At 70.4% G+C, this 21,728-nt stretch carries 20 protein-coding genes and 1 riboswitch; of the genes, 14 read left to right on the top strand and 6 right to left on the bottom strand.

The genetic code is table 11. The annotated features are described in order from the left end of the window. The first annotated feature begins 37 nt into the window (after positions 1-37). The 10 genes from ACIBW6_RS10850 (at position 38) to ACIBW6_RS10805 (ending at position 10,213) form a co-directional block, all read left to right on the top strand. Positions 38-853 (top strand): SOS response-associated peptidase, encoded by an 816-nt coding sequence (locus tag ACIBW6_RS10850; RefSeq protein ID WP_399058916.1) that lies wholly within the window; start codon positions 38-40, stop codon positions 851-853. A gap of 46 nt (positions 854-899) precedes the next feature. Next, a complete protein-coding gene (locus ACIBW6_RS10845; RefSeq protein WP_399058915.1) occupies positions 900-1,529 on the top strand; it encodes an alpha/beta family hydrolase in 630 nt (209 codons plus the stop codon). A gap of 241 nt (positions 1,530-1,770) precedes the next feature. After that, positions 1,771-2,445, top strand: a complete 675-nt coding sequence (gene sigR / locus ACIBW6_RS10840; RefSeq protein WP_356494809.1) for an RNA polymerase sigma factor SigR — start codon at positions 1,771-1,773, stop codon at positions 2,443-2,445. Beyond that, the gene (rsrA, locus tag ACIBW6_RS10835) at positions 2,442-2,732 is read left to right on the top strand and encodes a mycothiol system anti-sigma-R factor (RefSeq protein WP_399058914.1); all 291 of its coding nucleotides are present in this window, start codon (positions 2,442-2,444) and stop codon (positions 2,730-2,732) included. Before sigR ends, rsrA begins: the two co-directional genes overlap by 4 nt. A 191-nt stretch (positions 2,733-2,923) precedes the next feature. Next, positions 2,924-4,267 (top strand): HD-GYP domain-containing protein, encoded by a 1,344-nt coding sequence (locus ACIBW6_RS10830; protein WP_399058913.1) that lies wholly within the window; start codon positions 2,924-2,926, stop codon positions 4,265-4,267. A gap of 44 nt (positions 4,268-4,311) precedes the next feature. Then, a complete protein-coding gene (locus ACIBW6_RS10825) occupies positions 4,312-5,550 on the top strand; it encodes an HD-GYP domain-containing protein (RefSeq protein WP_399059277.1) in 1,239 nt (412 codons plus the stop codon). 96 nt (positions 5,551-5,646) lie between these two features. Further along, on the top strand, positions 5,647-6,627 hold the full coding sequence (locus ACIBW6_RS10820) for a tetratricopeptide repeat protein (RefSeq protein WP_399058912.1): 981 nt from the start codon (positions 5,647-5,649) through the stop codon (positions 6,625-6,627). 152 nt (positions 6,628-6,779) lie between these two features. Beyond that, complete coding sequence (gene def / locus ACIBW6_RS10815) at positions 6,780-7,430, top strand: peptide deformylase (RefSeq protein ID WP_399058911.1); 651 nt, start codon at positions 6,780-6,782, stop codon at positions 7,428-7,430. A gap of 351 nt (positions 7,431-7,781) precedes the next feature. Next, entirely contained in the window at positions 7,782-8,819 is a 1,038-nt protein-coding gene (locus tag ACIBW6_RS10810; protein WP_399058910.1) for a multidrug MFS transporter, read from the top strand. Next, positions 8,816-10,213, top strand: coding sequence for a cytochrome P450 (locus ACIBW6_RS10805; RefSeq protein WP_399058909.1), 1,398 nt, complete (start codon positions 8,816-8,818; stop codon positions 10,211-10,213). The genes ACIBW6_RS10810 and ACIBW6_RS10805 overlap by 4 nt, the downstream gene beginning before the upstream one ends. A 6-nt stretch (positions 10,214-10,219) precedes the next feature. Here the strand turns inward: ACIBW6_RS10805 and ACIBW6_RS10800 are convergent, their stop codons facing one another. Continuing rightward, positions 10,220-11,182, bottom strand: a complete 963-nt coding sequence (locus tag ACIBW6_RS10800; RefSeq protein ID WP_399058908.1) for a GlxA family transcriptional regulator — start codon at positions 11,180-11,182, stop codon at positions 10,220-10,222. A gap of 93 nt (positions 11,183-11,275) precedes the next feature. Here ACIBW6_RS10800 and ACIBW6_RS10795 point away from each other — a divergent pair, with 93 nt between their 5' ends. Further along, positions 11,276-11,449: a hypothetical protein gene (locus tag ACIBW6_RS10795; protein WP_399058907.1), complete on the top strand. Its 174-nt coding sequence runs from the start codon at positions 11,276-11,278 to the stop codon at positions 11,447-11,449. Between the two features lie 22 nt (positions 11,450-11,471). Here the strand turns inward: ACIBW6_RS10795 and ACIBW6_RS10790 are convergent, their stop codons facing one another. From ACIBW6_RS10790 to ACIBW6_RS10770, 5 genes are all read right to left on the bottom strand, one after another. Beyond that, entirely contained in the window at positions 11,472-12,491 is a 1,020-nt protein-coding gene (locus tag ACIBW6_RS10790) for a ribonucleotide-diphosphate reductase subunit beta (RefSeq protein WP_399058906.1), read from the bottom strand. Further along, positions 12,491-14,875 (bottom strand): ribonucleoside-diphosphate reductase subunit alpha, encoded by a 2,385-nt coding sequence (locus ACIBW6_RS10785; protein ID WP_399058905.1) that lies wholly within the window; start codon positions 14,873-14,875, stop codon positions 12,491-12,493. The genes ACIBW6_RS10790 and ACIBW6_RS10785 overlap by 1 nt, the downstream gene beginning before the upstream one ends. Positions 14,876-14,998: 123 nt before the next feature. After that, a riboswitch (cobalamin riboswitch) is annotated at positions 14,999-15,142 on the bottom strand. A gap of 124 nt (positions 15,143-15,266) precedes the next feature. After that, a complete protein-coding gene (gene mctP, locus ACIBW6_RS10780; RefSeq protein ID WP_399058904.1) occupies positions 15,267-16,889 on the bottom strand; it encodes a monocarboxylate uptake permease MctP in 1,623 nt (540 codons plus the stop codon). After that, positions 16,886-17,176: a DUF3311 domain-containing protein gene (locus ACIBW6_RS10775; protein WP_399058903.1), complete on the bottom strand. Its 291-nt coding sequence runs from the start codon at positions 17,174-17,176 to the stop codon at positions 16,886-16,888. The genes mctP and ACIBW6_RS10775 overlap by 4 nt, the downstream gene beginning before the upstream one ends. A gap of 131 nt (positions 17,177-17,307) precedes the next feature. Beyond that, on the bottom strand, positions 17,308-18,072 hold the full coding sequence (locus ACIBW6_RS10770; protein WP_398198808.1) for a GntR family transcriptional regulator: 765 nt from the start codon (positions 18,070-18,072) through the stop codon (positions 17,308-17,310). 389 nt (positions 18,073-18,461) lie between these two features. On the opposite strand from ACIBW6_RS10770, the gene ACIBW6_RS10765 reads away from it, so the two are divergent. From ACIBW6_RS10765 to ACIBW6_RS10755, 3 genes are all read left to right on the top strand, one after another. Then, on the top strand, positions 18,462-19,742 hold the full coding sequence (locus tag ACIBW6_RS10765) for an extracellular solute-binding protein (RefSeq protein ID WP_399058902.1): 1,281 nt from the start codon (positions 18,462-18,464) through the stop codon (positions 19,740-19,742). Positions 19,743-19,837: 95 nt separating this feature from the next. Further along, positions 19,838-20,833: a carbohydrate ABC transporter permease gene (locus ACIBW6_RS10760; RefSeq protein WP_399058901.1), complete on the top strand. Its 996-nt coding sequence runs from the start codon at positions 19,838-19,840 to the stop codon at positions 20,831-20,833. 47 nt (positions 20,834-20,880) lie between these two features. Then, positions 20,881-21,723, top strand: a complete 843-nt coding sequence (locus ACIBW6_RS10755; protein ID WP_399059276.1) for a carbohydrate ABC transporter permease — start codon at positions 20,881-20,883, stop codon at positions 21,721-21,723. Positions 21,724-21,728: the final 5 nt, after the last annotated feature.

The following is a 21,728-nucleotide window of genomic DNA, read 5'->3' as shown; positions in this document are numbered from 1 at the left end:
TGGTACTTCGGCTTCTTGCTCTGGCACTGTGGCACGTATGTGCGGACGGTATGCATCGAGTCGTGGACCCGAGGATCTCGCAGGCATCTTCGGGATCGAGAAGTGGGAGCCCGAGGAGGCCTACGAGCCCGACTTCAACGTGGCTCCCACCAAGGAGGTCCACGCCGTCCTCGACCGCCCCCTGAAAGACGCGGATGACCCGCGTCCGGTTCGCCAGCTGCGCAAGCTGCGGTGGGGACTGGTGCCGTCCTGGGCGAAGACGCCCGAGGGCGCCGCCCGGATGATCAACGCGCGGGCCGAGACCGTGCACGAGAAGCCGTCGTACCGGCGGGCGTTCGCCACGCGGCGGTGCGTCATCCCCGCGGACGGCTATTACGAGTGGGTGACCGGCGCCGCGGAGCGGGAGCTGGAGGTCGAGGGCAGGCGCAAGCGGCCCCGCAAGCAGCCCTACTTCGTCACGCCCGCGGACGGCGGCGTCTTCGCCATGGCCGGGCTCTACGAGTTCTGGCGGGACCGCACGCTGCCGGACGAGCATCCGCGGGCCTGGTGGGTGACCTGCTCGGTCATCACCACCGAGGCGGAGACCGCACCGCTCGGGGTCGCGCCGCCGGAGGGCCCGCGCGCGCTCGCCGACATCCACCCCCGGATGCCGCTCATGCTGACGCCGGACCGGTGGGACGACTGGCTCGATCCCGGGCGCACGGACGTCGCCGACCTGCGGGGGCTGCTGGCGCCTCCGCCGGAAGGGCTGATGCGCGCCTACCCGGTCTCCACGGCCGTCAGCAACGTGCGCAACAACGGGCCGGAACTGGTGAAGGAAGTGGCCGGGCCCGAGGACGTCACCTTGTTCTGAGGGGCGCCGCCCCGGCCCGCGGCGGCCGCTGGTGCACCATGACGGGGTGACTGACATCGTGTCCACGGAGATCGGCGACGCCCGCGTCACCTGGCACCGCGCCCCGCGGGCCCGGCTGGTCCTGGCGGTGAGCCACGGGGCCGGCGGCGGGATCGAGGCGCGGGACCTCCAGGCCCTCGCCCGGGTCCTGCCCGCCCACGGGGTGAGCGTCGCCCTCGTCGAGCAGCCCTGGCGCGTCGCCGGGAAGAAGCTCGCGCCCGCGCCGAAGACCCTGGACGCGGGGTGGCGCGGCATCTGGCCCGCCCTGGCCGCGGAAGGGCCGCCGGTGATCGCCGGCGGGCGCAGCGCCGGGGCCCGGGTCGCCTGCCGCACCGCCGCCGAGCTGGGCGCGGCGGGCGTGCTGGCGCTCAGCTTCCCGCTGCATCCGCCCGGCAGGCCGGAGCGGTCCCGGGCCGGGGAACTGCTGGGCGCCGGGGCGCCGGCCCTGGTGGTCCAGGGCGGCAACGACCCGTTCGGCAAGCCCGGCGAGTTCCCGGCCGACCCCGCCTTCACCCTCGTCGAAGTGCCGTACGCGGATCATGGGTTCGCCGTGCCGAAGCGGGCCGGGGTCGGGACCGAGCAGACCCTCGCCGTGATCACGGACGCCGTCGTCGCGTGGACTCGCTCACTCCCGTAGCGGCCGGGAATGTGCGGCGCGTGACAGCTGTTGTCGGGAACGTCGGTGACAGAGCGCACGAGAGGAAGTCCGCCGCATGGGTTCGACCATCTGCCCCAGCCGCGCCACCACTCCTGAACTGGAGTGGAGCGTGCTGAGCGCGGCCAAGACCGTCCCTATTCGGGCGGCGGGCGGACCGGATCGTCGTCTATCCTCCGATTCGAGTGGGACTTCTTCGGGTCTCGCGACGTCGTTGGAGGAGGTGGGTCCGGTCACAGGGACCGACGCAGGGACCGAGCACGGCCAGGCGGACGAGCGGCCGGAGCCCGCGGAGACCGCCACCGAGCGCAGCGCGCGCTTCGAGCGGGACGCGCTGGAATTCCTCGACCAGATGTACTCGGCCGCGCTGCGCATGACGCGCAACCCCGCGGACGCCGAGGACCTCGTGCAGGAGACGTACGCCAAGGCGTACGCGTCGTTCCACCAGTTCCGCGAGGGCACGAACCTCAAGGCGTGGCTGTACCGGATCCTGACGAACACCTTCATCAACTCGTACCGCAAGAAGCAGCGCGAGCCCCAGCGCAGCGCCGCCGAGGAGATCGAGGACTGGCAGCTGGCGCGCGCCGAGTCGCACATGTCGACCGGGCTGCGCTCCGCCGAGTCCCAGGCGCTCGACCACCTGCCCGACTCGGACGTGAAGCGGGCCTTGCAGGCGATCCCCGAGGAATTCCGCATCGCGGTCTATCTCGCGGACGTAGAGGGCTTTGCGTACAAGGAGATCGCGGACATCATGGGAACACCCATCGGTACGGTGATGTCCCGGCTGCACAGGGGGCGTCGCCAGCTGCGCGGCATGCTCGAGGACTACGCCCGCGACCGCGGGCTCGTCCCGGCCGGCGCCGGAGAGTCGAACGAAGCGAAAGGCTCGGGCTCATGAGCTGCGGAGAGCCGCACGAGACGGACTGCAGTGAGGTCCTCGACCATCTCTACGAGTTCCTCGACCACGAGATGCCGGACTCCGACTGCACCAAGTTCGAGGTGCACTTCGAGGAGTGCTCCCCGTGCCTGGAGAAGTACGGCCTGGAGCAGGCCGTGAAGAAGCTGGTCAAGCGGTGCTGCGGCCATGACGACGTGCCGACCGACCTGCGGGCCAAGGTCATGGGCCGCATCGACCTGATCCGCTCCGGGCAGCCCGCCCCGGACGAGGGCACGCCGCTCGCCTGAGCGCCCCGCCCGCGGTGCGCGCAACTCCTGCATGCTGAGCGGGAGTTCGTACCCTTCGCCGATCGGTTCACCCGATCGTGCTAATCGAGGGCCCTGAGCCCCGGCAATCCCGGTGATGCCGTCCTGGTGGCGTGACGCGCGCCCTATTCTCCTGTCTCCGTGAACCGAACATCACGGGGAGGGAGTTGGGCATGCGGTCGGTTCCGCCGGTGGCCCGCGCCTGTGTCCTCCTGACCGTGGCCGGTGCCGTGGTCTGCGCCGCGCCCGCCGTCACGGCCGTCGCCTCGTGGCCCGCCGTCGCCCTCCTCGCGGCTGTGTACGCGGGTTGCGAGCAGGTCGGCCGCTGTCGGCTCGTCGGCCGGCGGGCCCCGAAAGGCATGGGCACGTTCTTTCCCGTGCTCCTTGCAGGAGCGTTTCTGCTGCCCGCTCCTGCCGCCGCGCTGATCGCCGTGCCCGGCGCCTTCCTCGCCCGCGTGGAACAGCGCCCGGCGGGGCTCCGCCGCTGGTGGCGGGCGGCGCAGCTGGCTCTGGCCGGCTGGTCGGCCGCGCGGGCCTTCGGCGCTCTCGGCGGCACGGCCGCCGTCTCCGGGGCCCGGCTCCCGGACGCGTTCGCCCCCGCTGCCGCCGCGGTCCTCGTCTTCTGCGCCGTCCTCACCGTCCTGGACGGCGCCATCCTCGCCGCGGCCGAGCGCGTGCCGCTGCGCTCCGCCTGGCGCGGCCTCTTCCCGCGCCTGCTGGCGCCGGTGGCGGTGCACGGCCTCGCCGGGCTGCTGATGGCCGTGTTGTGGGCCAGCCCGTACGGGCCCGTGGCCTCGCTGCTCGTCCTGCTGCCGATGTACATCTCCTGCTGGGTCTTCGCCCAGTACCAGCGCGAGCGGGCCGCGCACCAGGCGACCATCCGCGCCCTCGTGCAGGCCGTCGACATCAAGGACGGCTACACCCGCGGGCACAGCGAGCGGGTCGGCCAGGCGTCCATGATGATCGCCCGGGAGCTGGGCATGGCCGACGAGCGGGTGGAGGTCCTGCGCTTCGCCGGGATCCTGCACGACGTGGGCAAGCTCGGCGTGCCGACCCGGCTGCTGCGCAAGGACGGGCCGCTGACGCCCGAGGAGCGGGACATCATCCAGCTGCACCCCGAGTACGGACACGAGATGGTGCGCGGCATCGGCTTCCTCGGCGAGGCGCGGGCCGCGATCCTCCACCACCACGAACGCCTTGACGGCAGCGGCTACCCGTACGGGCTCACCGGGACGCAGATCCCGGAGTTCGCGCGGGTGGTGGCGGTGGCGGACGCCTTCGACGCCATGACCTCCACCCGGACCTACTCCCGGGCGCGGCCGGTCGAGGTGGCCCTGGCGGAGCTGGAGCGGTGCGCCGGATCGCAGTTCGACCCGGCGATGGTGCGGGCCTTCGTACGGGCACTGGAGCGGGACGGCTGGCACCCCGTCGTCACCGCCGACACCGCGGCGGGCGGGGCCACGGTCCCCGCAGCGGTGTCGGCGGGCGTGGCCGTGCCAGGGGCGGCCCCCCGGTGACCGGCTGGGCGGCCGGCGCGGAGCCCCTCGGGGGCCCGGCGCGCCTGCCCGCGGCCGTGGCGGCCGTCTATGTGCTGGCGGGCGGCCTGACCCTGCTCGCCCTCGGCGCCACCGCGCGGCACGGCCTCGACGACCCCGGGGTGGCCCTCGCCTTCGGCCTGCTCGTCGTCGTCGGGGAACTGGCGCGCTGGGGCGGGCACGGGGACCGGGAGCCCGCGCCGCTGGGCGCCGCGGGGGCGCTGGCGTACGCGCTGCTCGGCGGGGACGCGGGGCAGCCCACCCAGCACGGGGTGCCGCAGGTCGTCGCGCTCGTCGTCGCGGCCACGCTCATCGGGTGCGTGCCGTACGTGGCCCGCGGCAAGGGGCCCTCGCCCGACCACGTGGCGCGCCGCGTGCTGACCGTCGGCTTCGCCGCCGTCCTCTTCCAACCGCTCCACAGCCAGGGCAGGTTGACCCAGTGGTTCGGCGAGGGCGCCTCGTACGCGCTGCTCGTCGCCGGGCTGCTCGTCCTCACCGCGCTGTGCGACGCCGTGCTCGCCGCCGCCATGGCGCACGCCCGCACCCGCTGGCCGTTCGGGCCGCTGCTCCGCGACGAACTGCGGGCCATGCTCGGCATCGGCTCCGCCGTCTGCGCGACGGGCGCCGTCATGGCGCTCGCCGTCTCGGTGGCCGGGCTGTGGGCGCTGCCCGTCATCAGCCTGCCGCTGCTCCTCACCCAGCTGGCCTTCCGGCGCTACGCCGCGGTGCGCGAGACCTACCGGCAGACCATCGCCTCGCTGGCCCGGGCCACCGAGATCGCCGGGTACACCCCGCACGGGCACGCCCACCGGGTGGCCGCGCTGAGCCGTTCGATCGGGCGGGACCTCGGGCTGTCCGGGCCGGACCTGACCGTGCTGGAGTACGCGGCCCTGATGCACGACATCGGGCAGCTCTCGCTCCTCGATCCGGTGGCCCGGGGCGCGACGGCCGGGCTCGGGACCGCGCAGCAGCGGCGGATCGCCCTCCTCGGCGGCGCCGTGGTCCGGCAGACGGGGGTGGACGCCCAGGTCGCCGTAGTGGTGGAGCGGCAGGCCGACCCGTACCGCGAACAGCCGCTCGCCGCGCGGATTGTGCGGACAGCGAACGCGTACGACGAGATGACCAGGGAAGAGGGCCCCCAGGGTCCGCTCGCGGCCCTGGAGCGACTGCGTCTGAGCACGGGCCGGGACCACCAGCCCGAGGTCGTCGAGGCGCTGGCCAGGGTGGTCGCGCACCCCGGTCTGAGCCTAGGGTCGGCTGGGTAACCCATGAGTAATGAGCGGGCGTCCGACCGCACGTGGTTGGATGCGAAGAAGAGGGTGTCCGGGGGCACAGGCCTCGAGTATCGGCAGGCGGGAATCGTGAGGATCTTCGGCAAGGGACGGCACCGGCCCTCCGCCTCGTGGCGGCAGGCCACGGATCGTGCGTTCACGCTGATCGGCGACGGTCGCTACGAGGACGCCGGGGCGCTGCTCACCCGCGCCGCGGACCTGGAGCCCTGGCTGTCGGAGTCCTGGTTCAACCTCGCGCTGCTGCACAAGTTCCGGCACGACTGGGAGCAGGCCCGCACCGCGGGGCTGCGGGCCGTCGCGCTCCTGGAGCGGGAGACGGGCGCCCCCGACTGGTGGAACGTGGGGATCGCCGCCACCGCCCTGCAGGACTGGCCGCTGGCCCGGCGGGCCTGGCAGGCCTACGGCCTCAAGGTGCCCGGCGGCGCGGCCGAAGCGGGCGAGCCGACCGGGATGGATCTGGGCAGCGCGGCGGTGCGGCTCTCCCCGGAGGGCGAGGCCGAGGTGGTGTGGGGGCGGCGGCTGGACCCCGCGCGCATCGAGGTGCTCTCCATCCCGCTGCCCTCCTCCGGGCGGCGCTGGGGCGAGGTCGTCCTGCACGACGGGGTGCCGCACGGCGAGCGGACCATCGCGGCCGGGCACTCCTACCCCGTCTTCGACGAGATCGAGCTGTGGGCGCCGTCGCCGGTGCCGACCTGGGTGGTGCTCCTGGAGGCCGGCACCGAGTCCGACCGGGACGCCCTGGAGCGGCTCGCGGCCGACGCGGGGTTCGCCGCGGAGGACTGGTCGTCGTCGGTGCGGCTGCTGTGCCGGATGTGCTCGGAGTCGCGGATGCCGTCCGACGAGGGCGACGGTCAGCACCTCGATCCGCACGACCACAGCGAGCCGGGGCACCCCGGGCCGCTCGGGCACCGGACGGACGGGCAGCTGTGGGTGCCGGAGCGGGAGTGCGGGGTGGCTGCGCCGGCTTCGCTGGTCCGGGGGCTGCTGGATGGCTGGGTGGCCGATTCGCCGGATTCGCGGGACTGGCGGGATCTCGAAGAGGTGTGCTAGGCCCGATGCCGGGTGCGGGTTCGTCGTGGCTGGTCGCGCCGTTCCCCGCGCCCCTGTGGGGCGCTCTCGGCGGGCCGCCGCTGAAGTGGTACTCCGGGTCCCCCGTACCCTGTAGGGGTTCCCCGTACATTCCAGGAAGGCTTACCTCGGTCATGGCCCAGCAGGACACCGATCAGCAGCGCGCGGGCGTGCTCCCCGTGGACGACGAGGGCTTCGTCATCGACACCGAGGAGTGCGAGGCGCGCGAGGCGGCGTACCGGGAGCGCGGGACGTCGCGGCCGATCACCGTCGTCGGGAACCCCGTCCTGCACAAGGAGTGCAAGGACGTGACCGAGTTCGACGAGGAGCTGGCCGCGCTCGTCGACGACATGTTCGCCAGCCAGCGCACCGCCGAGGGCGTCGGCCTCGCCGCCAACCAGATCGGCGTCGACCGCAAGGTCTTCGTCTACGACTGCCCGGACGACGACGGGGTGCGCCACACCGGTGTCGTCGTCAACCCGGTCCTGCGCGAGCTCCCCGCCGACCAGCGCCGGCTCGACGACTCCAACGAGGGCTGCCTGTCGGTCCCGACCGCCTACGCCGAGCTCGCGCGCCCGGACTACGCCGTGGTCACCGGGCAGGACGAGAAGGGCACCCCGATCACCGTGCGCGGCACCGGCTACTTCGCGCGCTGCCTCCAGCACGAGACGGACCACCTGTACGGCTACCTGTACATCGACCGCCTCTCCAAGCGGGAGCGGAAGAACGCCCTGAAGCAGATGGAAGAGGGCACCCCGCGCTACCCCGTGGTCCCCAACGACTGAGCCCTCCGGGGCAGTTGCGCGCCCAGCGGCGCCCGGTACGGATGTTCTCCGTGCCGGGCGCCGCTCTCGTGTGCCGCCGCGTCCACCCCGCGTAGCCCGCCTGTGCGAACAGGATCGGCCGATCGTGAACCATATTCAGTCATGTAAGGGGACGATTCCGGCGACAGGGGGGAGTGAGGGGAGCAAATCCGTTCCCAGAACGGTCAGTTGTAGTGCTGAATAGAAAGCGCGGGGATACGCAACGGCGCGCGCCCGGCACTGCGGGAGGCGTACGCCATCAGGCGGCTGAGAGGGGTTTGTTCCGTGCCTGCTTATCCGAAGACAGCGGTCCCACCGGCGCTGGCGCTACCAGTGATCGAGGACGCGTTCCCTCGCAATCTGCACCCCTATTGGCCGAAGCTCCAGGAGGGGACGCGTTCCTGGCTGCTCGAAAAGCGCCTCATGCCCGCCGACAAGGTGGCTAAATATGCCGATGGTCTGTGCTACACGGACTTGATGGCCGGCTACTACATAGGTGCGCCCGACGACGTGCTGGCCGCGATCTGCGACTACAGCGCGTGGTTCTTCGTCTGGGACGACCGCCACGACCGCGACGTGATCCACGGGCGGACGGCAAGCTGGCGGCGGCTCGCCGTCCAGCTCCACGCGGCCACCGAGGCCCCCCACCTCCACCTGCACCACAAGGATCCCGTGGTCGCGGGGTTCGCGGAGAGCGTCGGCCGGCTCTACGGCTCGCTGAGCCCGACGTGGAACGCGCGGTTCGCCCGCCACTTCCACGTGGTGATCGACGCCTACGACCAGGAGTTCCACAACCGGGTCACCGGCACCATTCCGACCGTCGACGAATACATAGCCCTGCGCAGGAATACGTTCGCGCACTGGATCTGGCTCGACCTGCTGGAGCCGGCGGCGCAACTCGAACTCCCCGCATGGGTACGGAAGAACGAGTCCTTTCAGCGTGCGGCGCTCGCCTGTCAGGATTTCGCCGCTTGGTACAACGACCTCTGTTCGCTGCCCAAGGAACTCGCGGGAGAAGAATTGCACAACCTCGGGATAAGCCTCATCAAACACGAGGGTTTATCGCTGCGGGAAGCGGTGGCGGAAGTCCGCCGCCGGGTCGAGGGAACCATCGAGGATTTCCTCGCCGCGGAGGCGGAGGTCGAGCGGCTCGCGGTCGCCACGGAGAATATCGGCCCGCACGGAAAGGAACTCGCACGGGCGCTTCGGCTGTGCGTGGGAAACATGCGGAACTGGTTCAGCTCCGTCTACTGGTTCCACCACGAGTCCGGACGCTACGCCGTGGACAGCTGGGACGACCGGGCGACTCCGCCCTATGTCACCGACGACGAGACGACCGGCCATCCCGATCAGGTGGGTGAGTGCGCATGACCGTCGGATCGACCCTGCCGGTGGAGCCGGCGCCGGACGCCGGACGCGCGCCGCGGCGGCCGCCGCTCGCGCCCGGCGGCGCCCCTGTGCTGGGCCACGCCTGGAACCTGCTGCGCGACCCGCTGGGCTTCCTCACCCGGCTGCGGGACGGCGGCGAGGTGGTCCGGCTGAAGCTGGGCCCGAAGACGGCCTACGCGGTCTGCGACCCCGAGCTGGTCGCCACCCTCCTCAAGAGCCCGGACTTCCTGGTCGGAGGCCCGCTCTGGGAGACGATGGGGGTCCTGCTCGGCAAGGGGGTGGCGACCAGCAACGGGCCGCTGCACCGGCGCCAGCGCCGCGCGATCCAGCCCGCGTTCCGGATGGAGAAGATCCACGAGTACGCGACCGTGATGGAGGAGGAGGCCCGGGCGATGGCCGGGCGGTGGACCGAGGGGCAGACCGTCGACATCGCGGCCGAGGTGTTCCGTACGGCGACGCGCATCGTGGCCCGCTCCGTCCTGCAGGTCGAGTCCGTCGACGAGCGGGCCGACCGGCTGAGCGCCGCCCTGCACACCGTCTTCGAGGGGCTGTACCGGAGGATGATCCTTTCCTTCGGGCCGCTGTACCGGATGCCGACCGCGGCCAATAGGCGATTCGAGCGCGCGCTGGCCGATTTGCATCGGCTGGTCGACGAGATCATCGCCGAGCGAAGGGCCTCGGGAAGCAATCCGGGCGACCTTCTCGCCGCTTTGCTCGACGACCGCGACGAGAATGGTGAAACGGTCAACGAGCAGGAGGTGCACGATCAGGTCGTCTCTCTCGTCGTGGCCGGTGCCGAGAATGTCGCGAAGACCCTGACGTGGGTCTTCCAGCTTCTCGCCGAACACCCCGAGCAGGAAAGGCGGTTGGCCGCGGAAGTTGAATCCGTGACGGACGGCCGTCCGGTCGCTTTCGACGACGTCAAGAAACTCGCATATATGCGGAATCTGCTCACCGAATGCATGCGGATTCGGCCTGCTGTCTGGATATTGACCCGGCTGGCGGTGGTCGACACCGTTCTCGGTGGCTATCGCATTCCGGCCGGTTCCGACATCGTCTACAGTCCACTGGCCATGCAGCGGGACCCGCGCGCCTTCACCGACCACCTGGCGTTCGACCCCGACCGCTGGCTGCCGGAGCGGGCCGGGGACGTCACGCCCGCGGCGCACGCGCCCTTCAGCGTCGGCAACCGCAAGTGCCCGGGCGACCACTTCAGCATGGCCGAACTGGCCGTGATCCTGGGCACGGTGGTGGCCCGGTGGCGGCTGGTTCCGACCCCCCGCACGGACGGCTCCGCCCGCATAGGGATCACGCTCCAGCCCAAGCGGGCCCTGCTCAGGGTGGAGGCGCGCGGCCCGGGCGCGGCGCGGGAGTAGCGGGCGTCAGCCGGCCAGCCGGACCCGGAACGTCCGCCGGAAGGCGTTGGGCGTCGTGCCCAGCGCCTTCATGAACTGGTGCCGCATCGCCGCCGCGTTGCCGAACCCGGCGCGGTAGGCGATGGCGTCCACCGTCTCGTCCGTGCGCTCCAGCAGCTCCTGCGCGAACAGCACCCGCTGGCGCAGCAGCCAGCGGTAGGGCGTCGTGCCCGTCTCCTGCTGGAAGCGGCGCGCGAAGGTGCGCGGCGACATGTGCGCCCGCGCCGCGAGCTCCTCGACGGTCACCGGCACGTCCAGGTTCCGCTCCATCCAGGCCAGCACCTCGCCGACGGTGTCGCAGCGCGTGGCGGGCAGTGGGCGCTCCACGTACTGGGCCTGGCCGCCGTCGCGGTGCGGCGGCACGACCATGCGGCGGGCTATCGCGTTGGCCACCTCCGCGCCGTGCGCGGTGCGCACGATGTGCAGGCACGCGTCGATGCCCGCGGCCGTCCCGGCGGAGGTGATGACCGGGCCCTCGTCGACGTAGAGGACGTCGGGGTCGACCCGGGTGCGCGGGTAGCGGACGGCCAGCTCGCGCGCGTACCGCCAGTGCACCGCGCAGCGGCGGTCGTCGAGGAGCCCGGCCTCCCCGAGCACGAAGACGCCCGCGCACAGGCTCAGCACCCGCGCGCCCCGGTCGACCGCCCGGCGCAGCGCGGCGAGCAGCTCCGGCGGGTAGCGGTCGAAGCGGCGTCCCGCGGAGGGGATCGCGATCAGCTCGGCCTCGTCGAGCCGCTCCAGGCCGTACGGGGTCGAGACGGTCATCCCGGGCACGTGCGTGGTGAGCGCGGGTCCCTCGGTGGAGGCGACGGCGAAGTCGTACACCGGCAGCCCGGCGTCGCTGCGGTCGAGGCCGAACACCTCGCAGACGACGCCGAGTTCGAAGGGGTGCACACCGTCGAGCAGCACTGCGGCCACGTTCTTCAGCATGCCTGCCAGTCTGCCGCAGACCTGGCAGGAATTCGAGGGTCAGTGACAGGACTGCCACTGCCGCGGGCGGCCGGGTGGCGGGAGAGTTGAGTCATGAACACAGCGATGAACTACCTCACCGTCCTCTTCGTCTTCCTCCTCCTCGCCGCCCCCTCCCTCTACGGGGCCGCCCACGACCGGCGGATCGACCGGCAGATCCGGCAGGCCCGGCAGGCGCGGGAGGCCGGACTCCAGGACCGCCGCGCCGGGTTCGCCAAGGTCGCCTAGGCTCCCTGTCCGGGCCCGCCGCCTAGAAGTCCTCGTCGAAGCCGACCGACCCCTCGACCGCCACCTGGTACGCCGAGGGCCGGCGCTCGAAGAAGTTGGTCAGCTCCTGGACCCCCTGCAACTCCATGAAGGAGAAGGGGTTCTCGGAGCCGTAGACGGGCGCGAAGCCGAGCCGCTGCAGGCGCTGGTCGGCGACGCACTCCAGGTACTGCCGCATCGAGTCGGTGTTCATGCCCGGCAGCCCCTCGCCGCACAGGTCGCGCCCGAACTGCAGCTCGGCCTCGACCGCCTCCCGCAGCATGTCGGTGACCTGCTGCTCCAGCGCGTCGTCGAAGAGCTCCGGCTCCTCCTTGCGGACGGTGTCGACCACGTCGAAGGCGAACGACATGTGCATCGTCTCGTCCCGGAAGACCCAGTTGGTGCCGGTGGCCAGGCCGTGCAGCAGCCCGCGCGAGCGGAACCAGTAGACGTAGGCGAAGGCGCCGTAGAAGAACAGGCCCTCGATGCACGCCGCGAAGCAGATCAGGTTCAGCAGGAAGCGGCGCCGGTCCGCCTTGGTCTCCAGCCGGTCCAGCTTCTCCACCGAGTCCATCCACCTGAAGCAGAACTCGGCCTTCTCACGGATGGACGGGATGTTCTCGACCGCCGCGAACGCCGCTGCCCGGTCCTCAGGATCGGGGAGATAGGTGTCGAGCAGCGTCAGATAGAACTGGACGTGCACGGCCTCCTCGAAGAGCTGGCGCGAGAGGTACAGCCGCGCCTCGGGGGAGTTGATGTGCTTGTACAGCGTCAGGACCAGGTTGTTCGCCACGATCGAGTCGCCGGTCGCGAAGAACGCGACGAGCCGGCCGATCATGTGCTGCTCGCCCGGCGACAGCTTCGCGAGGTCGGCGACGTCCGAGTGGAGGTCGACCTCCTCCACGGTCCAGGTGTTCTTGATGGCGTCCCGGTAGCGCTCGTAGAAGTCCGGGTAGCGCATGGGGCGCAGGGTCAGCTCGAAGCCCGGGTCGAGCAGGTTCTTCTCGGTGGTGGTGTCCGTCATTACTGGCAGGCCTCGCAGGACTCGGGGTTTTCCAGGGAGCAGGCGACCGCGTCGCTCTCGGGCACGGTCTGGGCGGGTACGGCGGCGCGGCCCGCCGCGCGGGCGATCCGCGTCGCGGGGCGCGAACGCAGGTAGTACGTCGTCTTCAGCCCGGACTTCCAGGCGTACGCGTACATGGAGGAGAGCTTGCCGATGGTCGGCGTCTCCATGAACAGGTTCAGGGACTGGGCCTGGTCGAGGAACGGGGTGCGCGCCGCCGCCATGTCGATGAGGCCGCGCTGCGGCAGCTCCCACGCGGTGCGGTACAGCGCGCGGATCTCCTCGGGCACCCAGGTGAAGCCCTGCACCGAGCCGTTGGACTCGCGCAGCGCCTCCCGGGTCTGCGCGTCCCACACGCCGAGCCGCTTCAGGTCCTCCACCAGGTACGCGTTGACCTGGAGGAACTCGCCGGACAGCGTCTCGCGCTTGAACAGGTTGGAGACCTGCGGCTCGATGCACTCGTAGACCCCCGCGATGGAGGCGATCGTCGCGGTCGGCGCGATGGCGAGCAGCAGCGAGTTGCGCATGCCGACGGCGGCGATACGTTCCCGCAGCGCGGCCCACCGCTCCGGCCAGGTCACCTGGGCATCGGGGTAGTGGTCGGGGTGCAGGACGCCGCGGGCGGTGCGGGTCTTCTCCCAGGCGGGCAGCGGGCCGATGGGGGTCCCCCCTGCACCGGAGCTTGTCGAAGGCGCTTGGGGGCGCTCGGCGAGGTCGGCGGAGGCCTCGTACGCGGCGAGCATGATCCGCTCCTGGATCCGCGTGGACAGTGCCTTGGCCGCGGGGGAGTCGAAGGGCAGCCGCAGCTTGAAGAAGACGTCTTGGAGGCCCATCGCGCCGAGGCCGACCGGACGCCAGCGGGCATTGGAGCGGCCCGCCTGCTCGGTCGGGTAGAAGTTGATGTCGACGACGCGGTCGAGGAAGGTGACGGCGGTGCGGACGGCCTCGTCGAGTCGCTCCCAGTCGATGGTGCCGTCGGCCACGAACGCCCCGAGGTTGACCGAGCCGAGGTTGCAGACGGCCGTCTCGCCGTCGTCCGTCACCTCCAGGATCTCCGTGCACAGGTTCGAGGAGTGGACGGTGTGGCCGGGCTCCGCGGTGCGGTTGGCGGCGTCCTTGAAGGTCATCCAGCCGTTGCCGGTCTGGGCGAGCGTGCGCATCATGCGGCCGTACAGGTCGCGGGCCGGGATCGTCCGCAGGGCCTTGCCGTCGGCCTCCGCGCGGCGGTAGGCGGCCTCGAACTCCGCGCCGTACAGGTCGACGAGCTCGGGCACGTCGGCCGGGGAGAACAGCGACCAGTCGGCGCCGTCGGCGACGCGGCGCATGAACTCGTCGGGGATCCAGTGCGCGAGGTTCAGGTTGTGGGTGCGCCGCGCGTCCTCGCCGGTGTTGTCGCGCAGCTCCAGGAACTCCTCGATGTCGGAGTGCCAGGTCTCCAGGTAGACCGCGGCCGCGCCCTTGCGCCGCCCGCCCTGGTTCACGGCGGCGACCGACGCGTCGAGGGTCTTCAGGAACGGCACGATGCCGTTGGAGTGCCCGTTCGTGCCGCGGATCAGCGAACCCCGGCTGCGGATGCGGGAGTAGGAGAGCCCGATGCCACCGGCGTGCTTGGAGAGGCGGGCCACCTGGTGGTAGCGGTCGTAGATCGAGTCCAGCTCGTCCAGCGGGGAGTCGAGCAGGTAGCAGCTCGACATCTGGGGGTGGCGGGTGCCGGAGTTGAAGAGGGTGGGGGAGGAGGGCAGGTAGTCCAGGCGGCTCATCAGGCCGTAGAGGGCCGCCACTTCGTCCAGCGCGTGGGCGCTGTCGTCCTCGGCGAGACCCGCCGCGACGCGCAGCATGAAGTGCTGCGGGGTCTCGATGACGTGCCGGGTGATCGGGTGGCGCAGCAGGTAGCGGCTGTGCAGCGTGCGCAGGCCGAAGTAGCCGAACCGGTCGTCGGCCGCGGGGTCGACGAGCGCGTCGAGCCGGGCCGCGTGGGTGCGCACGAACGCGGCGGTGCGGTCGGCGATCAGCCCCTCGCGGTGGCCGGCCGCGACGGAGCCGGTGAAGGAGGTGACGCCCTGCGAGGCGGCCTCCGCGGCGATGGAGAGCGTGAGCAGCCGGGCGGCGAGCCGGGAGTAGACCGGGTCGTCGGAGATCAGCCCGGCCGCGGCCTCGGTGGCGAGTTCGCGCAGCTCGGCCGCGTCGGCGCGGGCACTGCGGCCGCGCAGCGCGGCGGCGGCGACCCGGCCGGCGTCGGTGCCGGGGAGATCGGCGGTCAGCTCGGTCAGGGTGCGCAGCAGGGCGGTGCCCGGAGCGTCGTCCGGTGCGGCGGCAACCGGTTCGGCGGGCGGCGCGATGGTCACGTGGGGGCTCTCCCTCGCTCGGCTCGAGGCCTGCGGGGAGGAGTGGCTCGGGCGCGCATACAGGGGGGCGCCTTCGTCACCGGCCCATTCCGCGAGGCCCGGACGTCTGTCCACCTGGGCCGGACGGTCCGGGTGGGCTGCGACAGGTCGTCGGACTCACGCGAACACCCTTATGGGTGCGTACGTTCACCGTTGCGGGACAGTTCCGGATTTGCACCGGATTCCCCTGCGGCTGCAGCGAGAGCGAGCATACATGTTGTGCTGGGTGTTCGCGGCAGCCCCATATCTTGTGTCGGCGCGGTGTCGCGAGCGCCTCCCCGCCGGGGTGCCCGGAACACGAGGACGGGCCCCTCCCGCGTGGGAGGGGCCCGTCGGTCGAGCATGCCCGCGGCTAGTGACCGCCCGCCCCGACGACGGGCAGGTCCTGCTGTACGCCCTCGTCGCCGGCGTCGGCGGTGTAGTCCCCGGGGGACGTCTCGTCGACGCCCGCAGGGGCCTTCACGGCGTTCAGGACGAAGGTGAGGACCACGGTCACGACCACGTTCATCACGAACGCCGTCAGACCGATGTAGCCGATCTCCCCGATGCCGGGGATCTCCTTTGAGGAGCCGCCGAAGTGCGCCTGGGTGGGCGAGGCCACCCCGTACGCGGCGAGCGTGCCGTAGACCATGCCGACCGCCCAGCCGGCGAGCAGCGCCCACCGGTGGAACCAGCGGGTGAACAGGCCGCCGACCAGGGCGGGCATGGACTGCAGGATCCAGATGCCGCCGAGCAGCTGGAAGTTGATGGCGACGGTCTTGTCCATGGTGAGGACGAAGACGAGCGCGCCGACCTTCACCAGCAGCGAGACGAGCTTGGAGACCTTGGTCTCCTGCGCCGGGGTCGCGTCGGGCTTGATGAAGTCCTTGTAGATGTTGCGCGTGAAGAGGTTCGCCGCGGCGATGGACATGATCGCCGCCGGGACCAGCGCGCCGATGCCGATGGCCGCGAACGCGACCCCCGTGAACCAGTCGGGGAACATGTCCTCGAAGAGCTGCGGGATCGCCAGCTGGCCGTTCTGCACCTTGATCCCGGCCGCGATCGCCATGAACCCGAGCAGCGCCAGCAGGCCCAGCATGAGCGAGTAGAGCGGCAGGATCGTGGTGTTGCGGCGGATCACGTTGCGGCTCTTGGACGACAGGGTCGCCGTGATCGAGTGCGGGTACATGAACAGCGCGAGCGCCGAGCCGAGCGCCAGGGTCGCGTAGGTCCAGTGGCCCGCCTCACCGGGCGCGAGGGCGCCGATCGGTTGCCCGGTCTTCGGATTCAGCTGCTCGAACTTCTTGCCGGCCGCGGCGAAGATGTCGTCGAAGCCGCCGAGCTTGATCGGGATGTAGATGATGGCGACCAGGATGACGAGGTAGATCAGGCCGTCCTTGACGAACGCGATCAGCGCCGGGGCCCGCAGGCCCGAGGAGTAGGTGTAGGCCGCGAGCACGCCGAAGGCGATGAGCAGCGGCAGGTCCTTGACGAACCAGTTGGTGTTCTCGCCGCCGCCGACGCCCATCACGTCGAGCACGGCCTGGATGCCGACCAGCTGGAGTGCGATGTAGGGCATCGTGGCGAGGATGCCGGTGATCGCGACGGCCAGCGACAGGCCCTTCGAGCCGAAGCGGCCGCGCACGAAGTCGGACGTGGTCACGTACCCGTGCTTGTGCGAGACCGACCACAGGCGCGGCAGGAACGTGAAGATCAGCGGGTAGACCAGGATCGTGTAGGGCACGGCGAAGAAGCCGGACGCGCCCGCCGCGTAGATCGCCGCGGGGACGGCGACGAAGGTGTACGCCGTGTAGAGGTCGCCGCCGAGCAGGAACCAGGTGATCCAGGTGCCGAACGAGCGGCCGCCCAGGCCCCATTCGTCGAGCGAGTCGCTCTCGGAGCGGCGCCAGCGCGCGGCGAGGAAGCCCATGACCGTGACGGCCAGGAAGAAGAAGATGAAGACGGTGAGCGCGACACCGTTGACGCCACCGTTCATCGCGGGCTCCCCGGAGTCGTCGCGGCGGCCTTGCGGCCGCGCTGGTCACGCTGCCACAGCTTGTACGCGATCATCGTCAGTCCGGTCGAGACGAGCACCCAGAGCATCTGGTACCAGTAGAAGAACGGGATGCCGATGAAGGTCGGGTCGATCTTGGCGTAGGAGCCGACCCAGAGCATCGCCACGAACGGAGCGACCAGGCAGAGCCCGATCACGACGCGGACCGGTGTCACCACCGGTCTCCCCACTTCTTGCGCGCGTGGCGCACCTTTTGGCGCATCGGGCATGTCGGGTTCCGTCCCCTCGCTGGTCCCACTTATCTCACGTTTAACGTGCGGGAAATCTAGGCGAGAGTCTTGATCTATGGAACCCCTGTCCGGATAACGGACGAGCCTCTTCCGGTTGTCGTTCCCCGGCGTCAGTCCATCGGGCGCTTGAGCCGCGCCACGAACTTGTAGCGGTCGCCCCGGTAGACCGAGCGCACCCACTCCACCGGCTGGGCCGACCCGTCGATCGAGTGGCGGGAGAGCATCAGCATCGGCAGGCCCACGTCGGTGCCGAGCAGCCCGGCCTCGCGCGGCGTGGCCAGCGACGTCTCGATGGTCTCCTCGGCCTCGGCGAGGTGGACGTCGTAGACCTCGGCGAGCGCCGTGTAGAGAGAGGTGTACTTGACGAGCGAGCGGCGCAGCGCCGGGAAGCGCTTGGCCGACAGGTGCGTGGTCTCGATGGCCATCGGCTCGCCGCTGGCCAGGCGCAGCCGCTCGATGCGCAGCACGCGGCCGCCGGCGGAGATGTCGAGCAGCCCGGCGAGGGTGTCGTCCGCGGTGACGTACCCGATGTCGAGCAGTTGGGAGGTCGGCTCCAGGCCCTGCGCCCGCATGTCCTCGGTGTACGAGGTCAGTTGCAGCGCCTGGGAGACCTTGGGCTTGGCGACGAAGGTGCCCTTGCCCTGGATGCGCTCCAGGCGGCCCTCGACGACCAGCTCCTGGAGCGCCTGGCGGACGGTGGTGCGCGAGGTGTCGAACTCGGCGGCGAGCGTGCGCTCCGGCGGCACCGGGGTGCCCGGCGGCAGCGTCTCCGTCATGTCGAGCAGATGCTTCTTGAGGCGGTAGTACTTGGGCACGCGTGCGGTGCGGACGGGTGCCCCGCTCTCGTTCTCCGCACTGCTCACATCGGTACTCATGCTCCGCCTTCCCGGCTTCGGTGCCGATGCGGCCGACCTACCCATCGGCCACGGCTCACATCGTGGCACGGCTCGTCGCGGGGGACTCCCCGTACGCTCCGTGATCCCTTCTTATACCGTCCGGTGACGGCCTGGTCTAGTCCACGCACCCGGTTATGGGAGCGCTTCCCCGAGGGGCTCAACACCCTTGTGCCATCGGGTCGGTGTCGTTCCTGTAACGGACGCCGGGACCTTTCTCGGCCACCCTTGACACGTCTATTGGTCTGGGCCAAGCTCCGGGTACTGGTCTAAACCATTAAACCTAGACCGGGTCCCAGTCCCCAGGTGCACTACTCGTCGTATGCGTCGCTGTGGGTGGGGGGGTTGCTGGCATCCCTGAGGAGGGTGACGTGAAGCGCAAGCTGATAGCGGCAATGGGTATCGCGGGCATGATGGTCTCGGTCGCGGCGTGTGGCGACAGTGACGACAAGTCCGGTAACGCGGGGGCGGACGCCAAGGAGCTGACCGTCTGGCTGACGGTCGACGCCCAGAACAACTGGCCGGAGCTGGTCAAGGCCGCGGACGCCGCGGTCAAGAAGAAGCACCCCGGCGTGAAGATCAACCACGAGTACTACGGCTGGCCGGACAAGCCCGCCAAGCTCGACGCCGTCCTCGCCACCGACAAGGTGCCGGACGTGGTCGAGATGGGCAACACCGAGATGCTCAGCTACATGGTCAAGGGTGCCCTGGCCCCCCTGGACACGGCTAAGTTCGAGAACTCCGACCAGTGGCTCGACGGCCTCAAGGCCTCGGTGACGTACGACGGCAAGACCTACGGCGTGCCGTACTACGCCGGCGGCCGCATCGCGACCTGGCGCAAGGACATCGCGTCCGCCTCCGGGGTCAAGACGACGCCGAAGACGTACAAGGAACTCACCGCCGACCTGGACAAGATCCAGAAGAAGCAGGGTGACAAGTTCAACGCCTGGTTCCAGCCCACCCGCGACTGGTACGCGGCCATGTCCTTCGTCTACGACGCCGGCGGCTCCATCGCCAAGGACGAGGGCGGCACGTGGAAGGCCAACCTCTCCTCGCCGGAGTCCCAGAAGGGGCTGACCGAGTTCAAGAACGTCATCGACAAGTACATGCACGGTGACAAGACCAAGGACGAGTCCGACCGCTACATCGTCTACGGCCAGGGCAAGTCGAACATGATCTTCGGCGCGGCCTGGGAGGGCGCGACCTCCGCCGACCCGAAGAACGACAAGACCGGCAAGCTCAAGGATAACCTGGAGAACTTCGTCATGCCGGGTCCGTCCGGCAAGGCGATGCCCGTCTTCCTCGGCGGCTCCGACCTCGCCGTCCCGGTCAAGTCGGACGCGCAGGCGCTCAGCGCCGAGTGGATCAACGCCTTCACCGGTGCCAAGGGCCAGAAGGGCCTGATGGCCAAGGGCAACCTGCCCAACAACAAGACGGACCTCGCGACGATGAAGGCGGACCCCAAGACGGAGGTCCCCGCGACCGCCGCCGAGTCCAACTGGTTCGTCCCCATGGCTCCCGGCTGGGGCCAGGTCGAGAAGGCCCAGGTCCTGCAGACCATGCTGCAGGCGATCGGCACCGGCAAGAAGTCGGTCGCGGACGCCGCGAAGGAAGCGGACGCCAAGATCGACAAGGTCATCAACACCAAGTGACCTGAGCGCGGGACCCCGCCCACCGGGCCGGGGTCCCGCCGCCTGTTCGGCTTTGCTGCTTTGCACAACCTGAGGGACCGCTGAGGAGTGCGCGGATGAGTGCCGCTGACACGACGACCGCCAAGATGCCGCCGGCGCGGCCGGCCCCGTCGTCCGATGGGGGAGGCGTGCCCCCGCAGATGCCACGCAAGAAGCGGTCGGCCGGCTCGGCCGCGACGCCCTGGGCGCTGCTCGCCCCCTGCCTGCTGATCCTTGTCCTGGTGCTCGGCTACCCGCTGGTCCGGCTGGTCACGCTCTCCTTCCAGAAGTTCGGCCAGGCGCAGCTGTGGGGCTTCCAGGACCCCGAGTCGGTCGGCTTCGACAACTTCTCCGCGATCCTCGGCGACAGCCAGTTCTGGCAGGTCGTCGTCCGCACCATCGTCTTCGCCGCCGGCGCGGTGATCCTGACGATGGTCATCGGCATGCTGATCGCGCTGCTGCTGCAGAAGGTCTCCGGCTGGGTGAAGATGCTCATCAACGTCGCCCTGGTGGCGACCTGGGGCATGCCCATCATCGTGGCGACCACCGTCTTCAAGTGGCTCTTCGACTCCGACTACGGCGTCCTCAACGCCCTGCTGAGCAAACTGCCCGGCGTCGAGATGGTCGGCCACAACTGGTTCGCCAGCGGCCCCCAGGGGCTCGCCGTCATCATGCTCCTGGTGATCTGGGGAGCCGTGCCGTTCGTCGTGATCACCCTCAGCGCGGGCCTGACCCAGGTGCCCAAGGAGCTGGAGGAGGCCGCACGCCTGGACGGCTCCGGCGCCTGGAAGGTCTTCCGCTACGTCACCCTGCCGATCCTCAAGCCCATCATCGTGATGCTCGCGACGCTCTCGGTCATCTGGGACATGGGCGTCTTCCCGCAGGTGTTCGTCATGCGCAACGGTCACCCCGAGGACGAGTTCCAGCTGCTGACCACCTACTCCTACGACCGGGCGTTCCAGGTCAACGACTACAGCCAGGGCTCGGCCATCGCGCTGCTCACGGTGATCCTGCTGCTCGGCGTCGTCGCCGTCTACATGCGCCAGATGCTCAAGATCGGAGAGGTCGAGTGAGCGCCCCCGCCACCACCGCCCCCGCCAAGGTCCCCGCCGCGAACGGCGTGCCCGCCGCGCCCGTGCGCCGGCCCCGCAGATCCCGGGCCGGCTGGAACCTTCTCGGCCTGCTCGTCTTCCTGGTCGTCGGCTTCCCCGTCTACTGGATGGTGAACACGGCGTTCAAGCCCGCCAAGGACGCCATCGACCCCGATCCGAGCCTGCTGCCGACCGGGTTCACCCTCGACAACTTCCGGCGCGCCCTGGACATCGCGGACTTCTGGGGGCCGGTCGCCCGCAGCCTCGTCGTCTCGCTCGTCGTCGTCGTGATCGGCATCGCCGTCGGCATGCTGGCCGCGCTCGCGATCTCCCGGTTCGCCTTCCGCGGTCGCAAGATCGTCATCGTCGCCATCCTCGCCGTGCAGATGGTGCCGCTCGTCGCCATGATCATCCCGGTCTTCCTGCTCCTGAACGACCTCGGTCAGTACGACAAGCTCACCGGCCTCATCATCACGTACCTGACCTTCATCCTCCCCTTCACCGTGTGGACGCTGCGCGGCTTCATCGTCAACATCCCCAAGGAGCTGGAGGAGGCGGCCCAGGTCGACGGCTGCACCCGCACCGGCGCCTTCATCCGCGTCGTCTTCCCGCTGCTCGCCCCCGGCATGGTCGCCACCTCGGTCTACGGCTTCATCCAGGCCTGGAACGAGTACCTCTACGCCCTCATGCTGATGAGCCAGAAGCACCAGACGGCCACCGTCTGGCTCGCCAACTTCACGACCAAGCACGGCACCGAGTACGCCCCGATGATGGCCGGTTCGACGATGATGGCCGTGCCGATCGTCATCCTCTTCCTCTTCGTCCAGCGCAAGATGGCCGCGGGTCTGACCGCCGGCGCCGTGAAGGGATAACGCCA

It is taken from the genome of Streptomyces sp. NPDC049813 (assembly GCF_044465085.1).
Lineage (GTDB): Bacteria > Actinomycetota > Actinomycetes > Streptomycetales > Streptomycetaceae > Streptomyces.
This window is presented reverse-complemented; position numbering and strand designations above follow the sequence as displayed.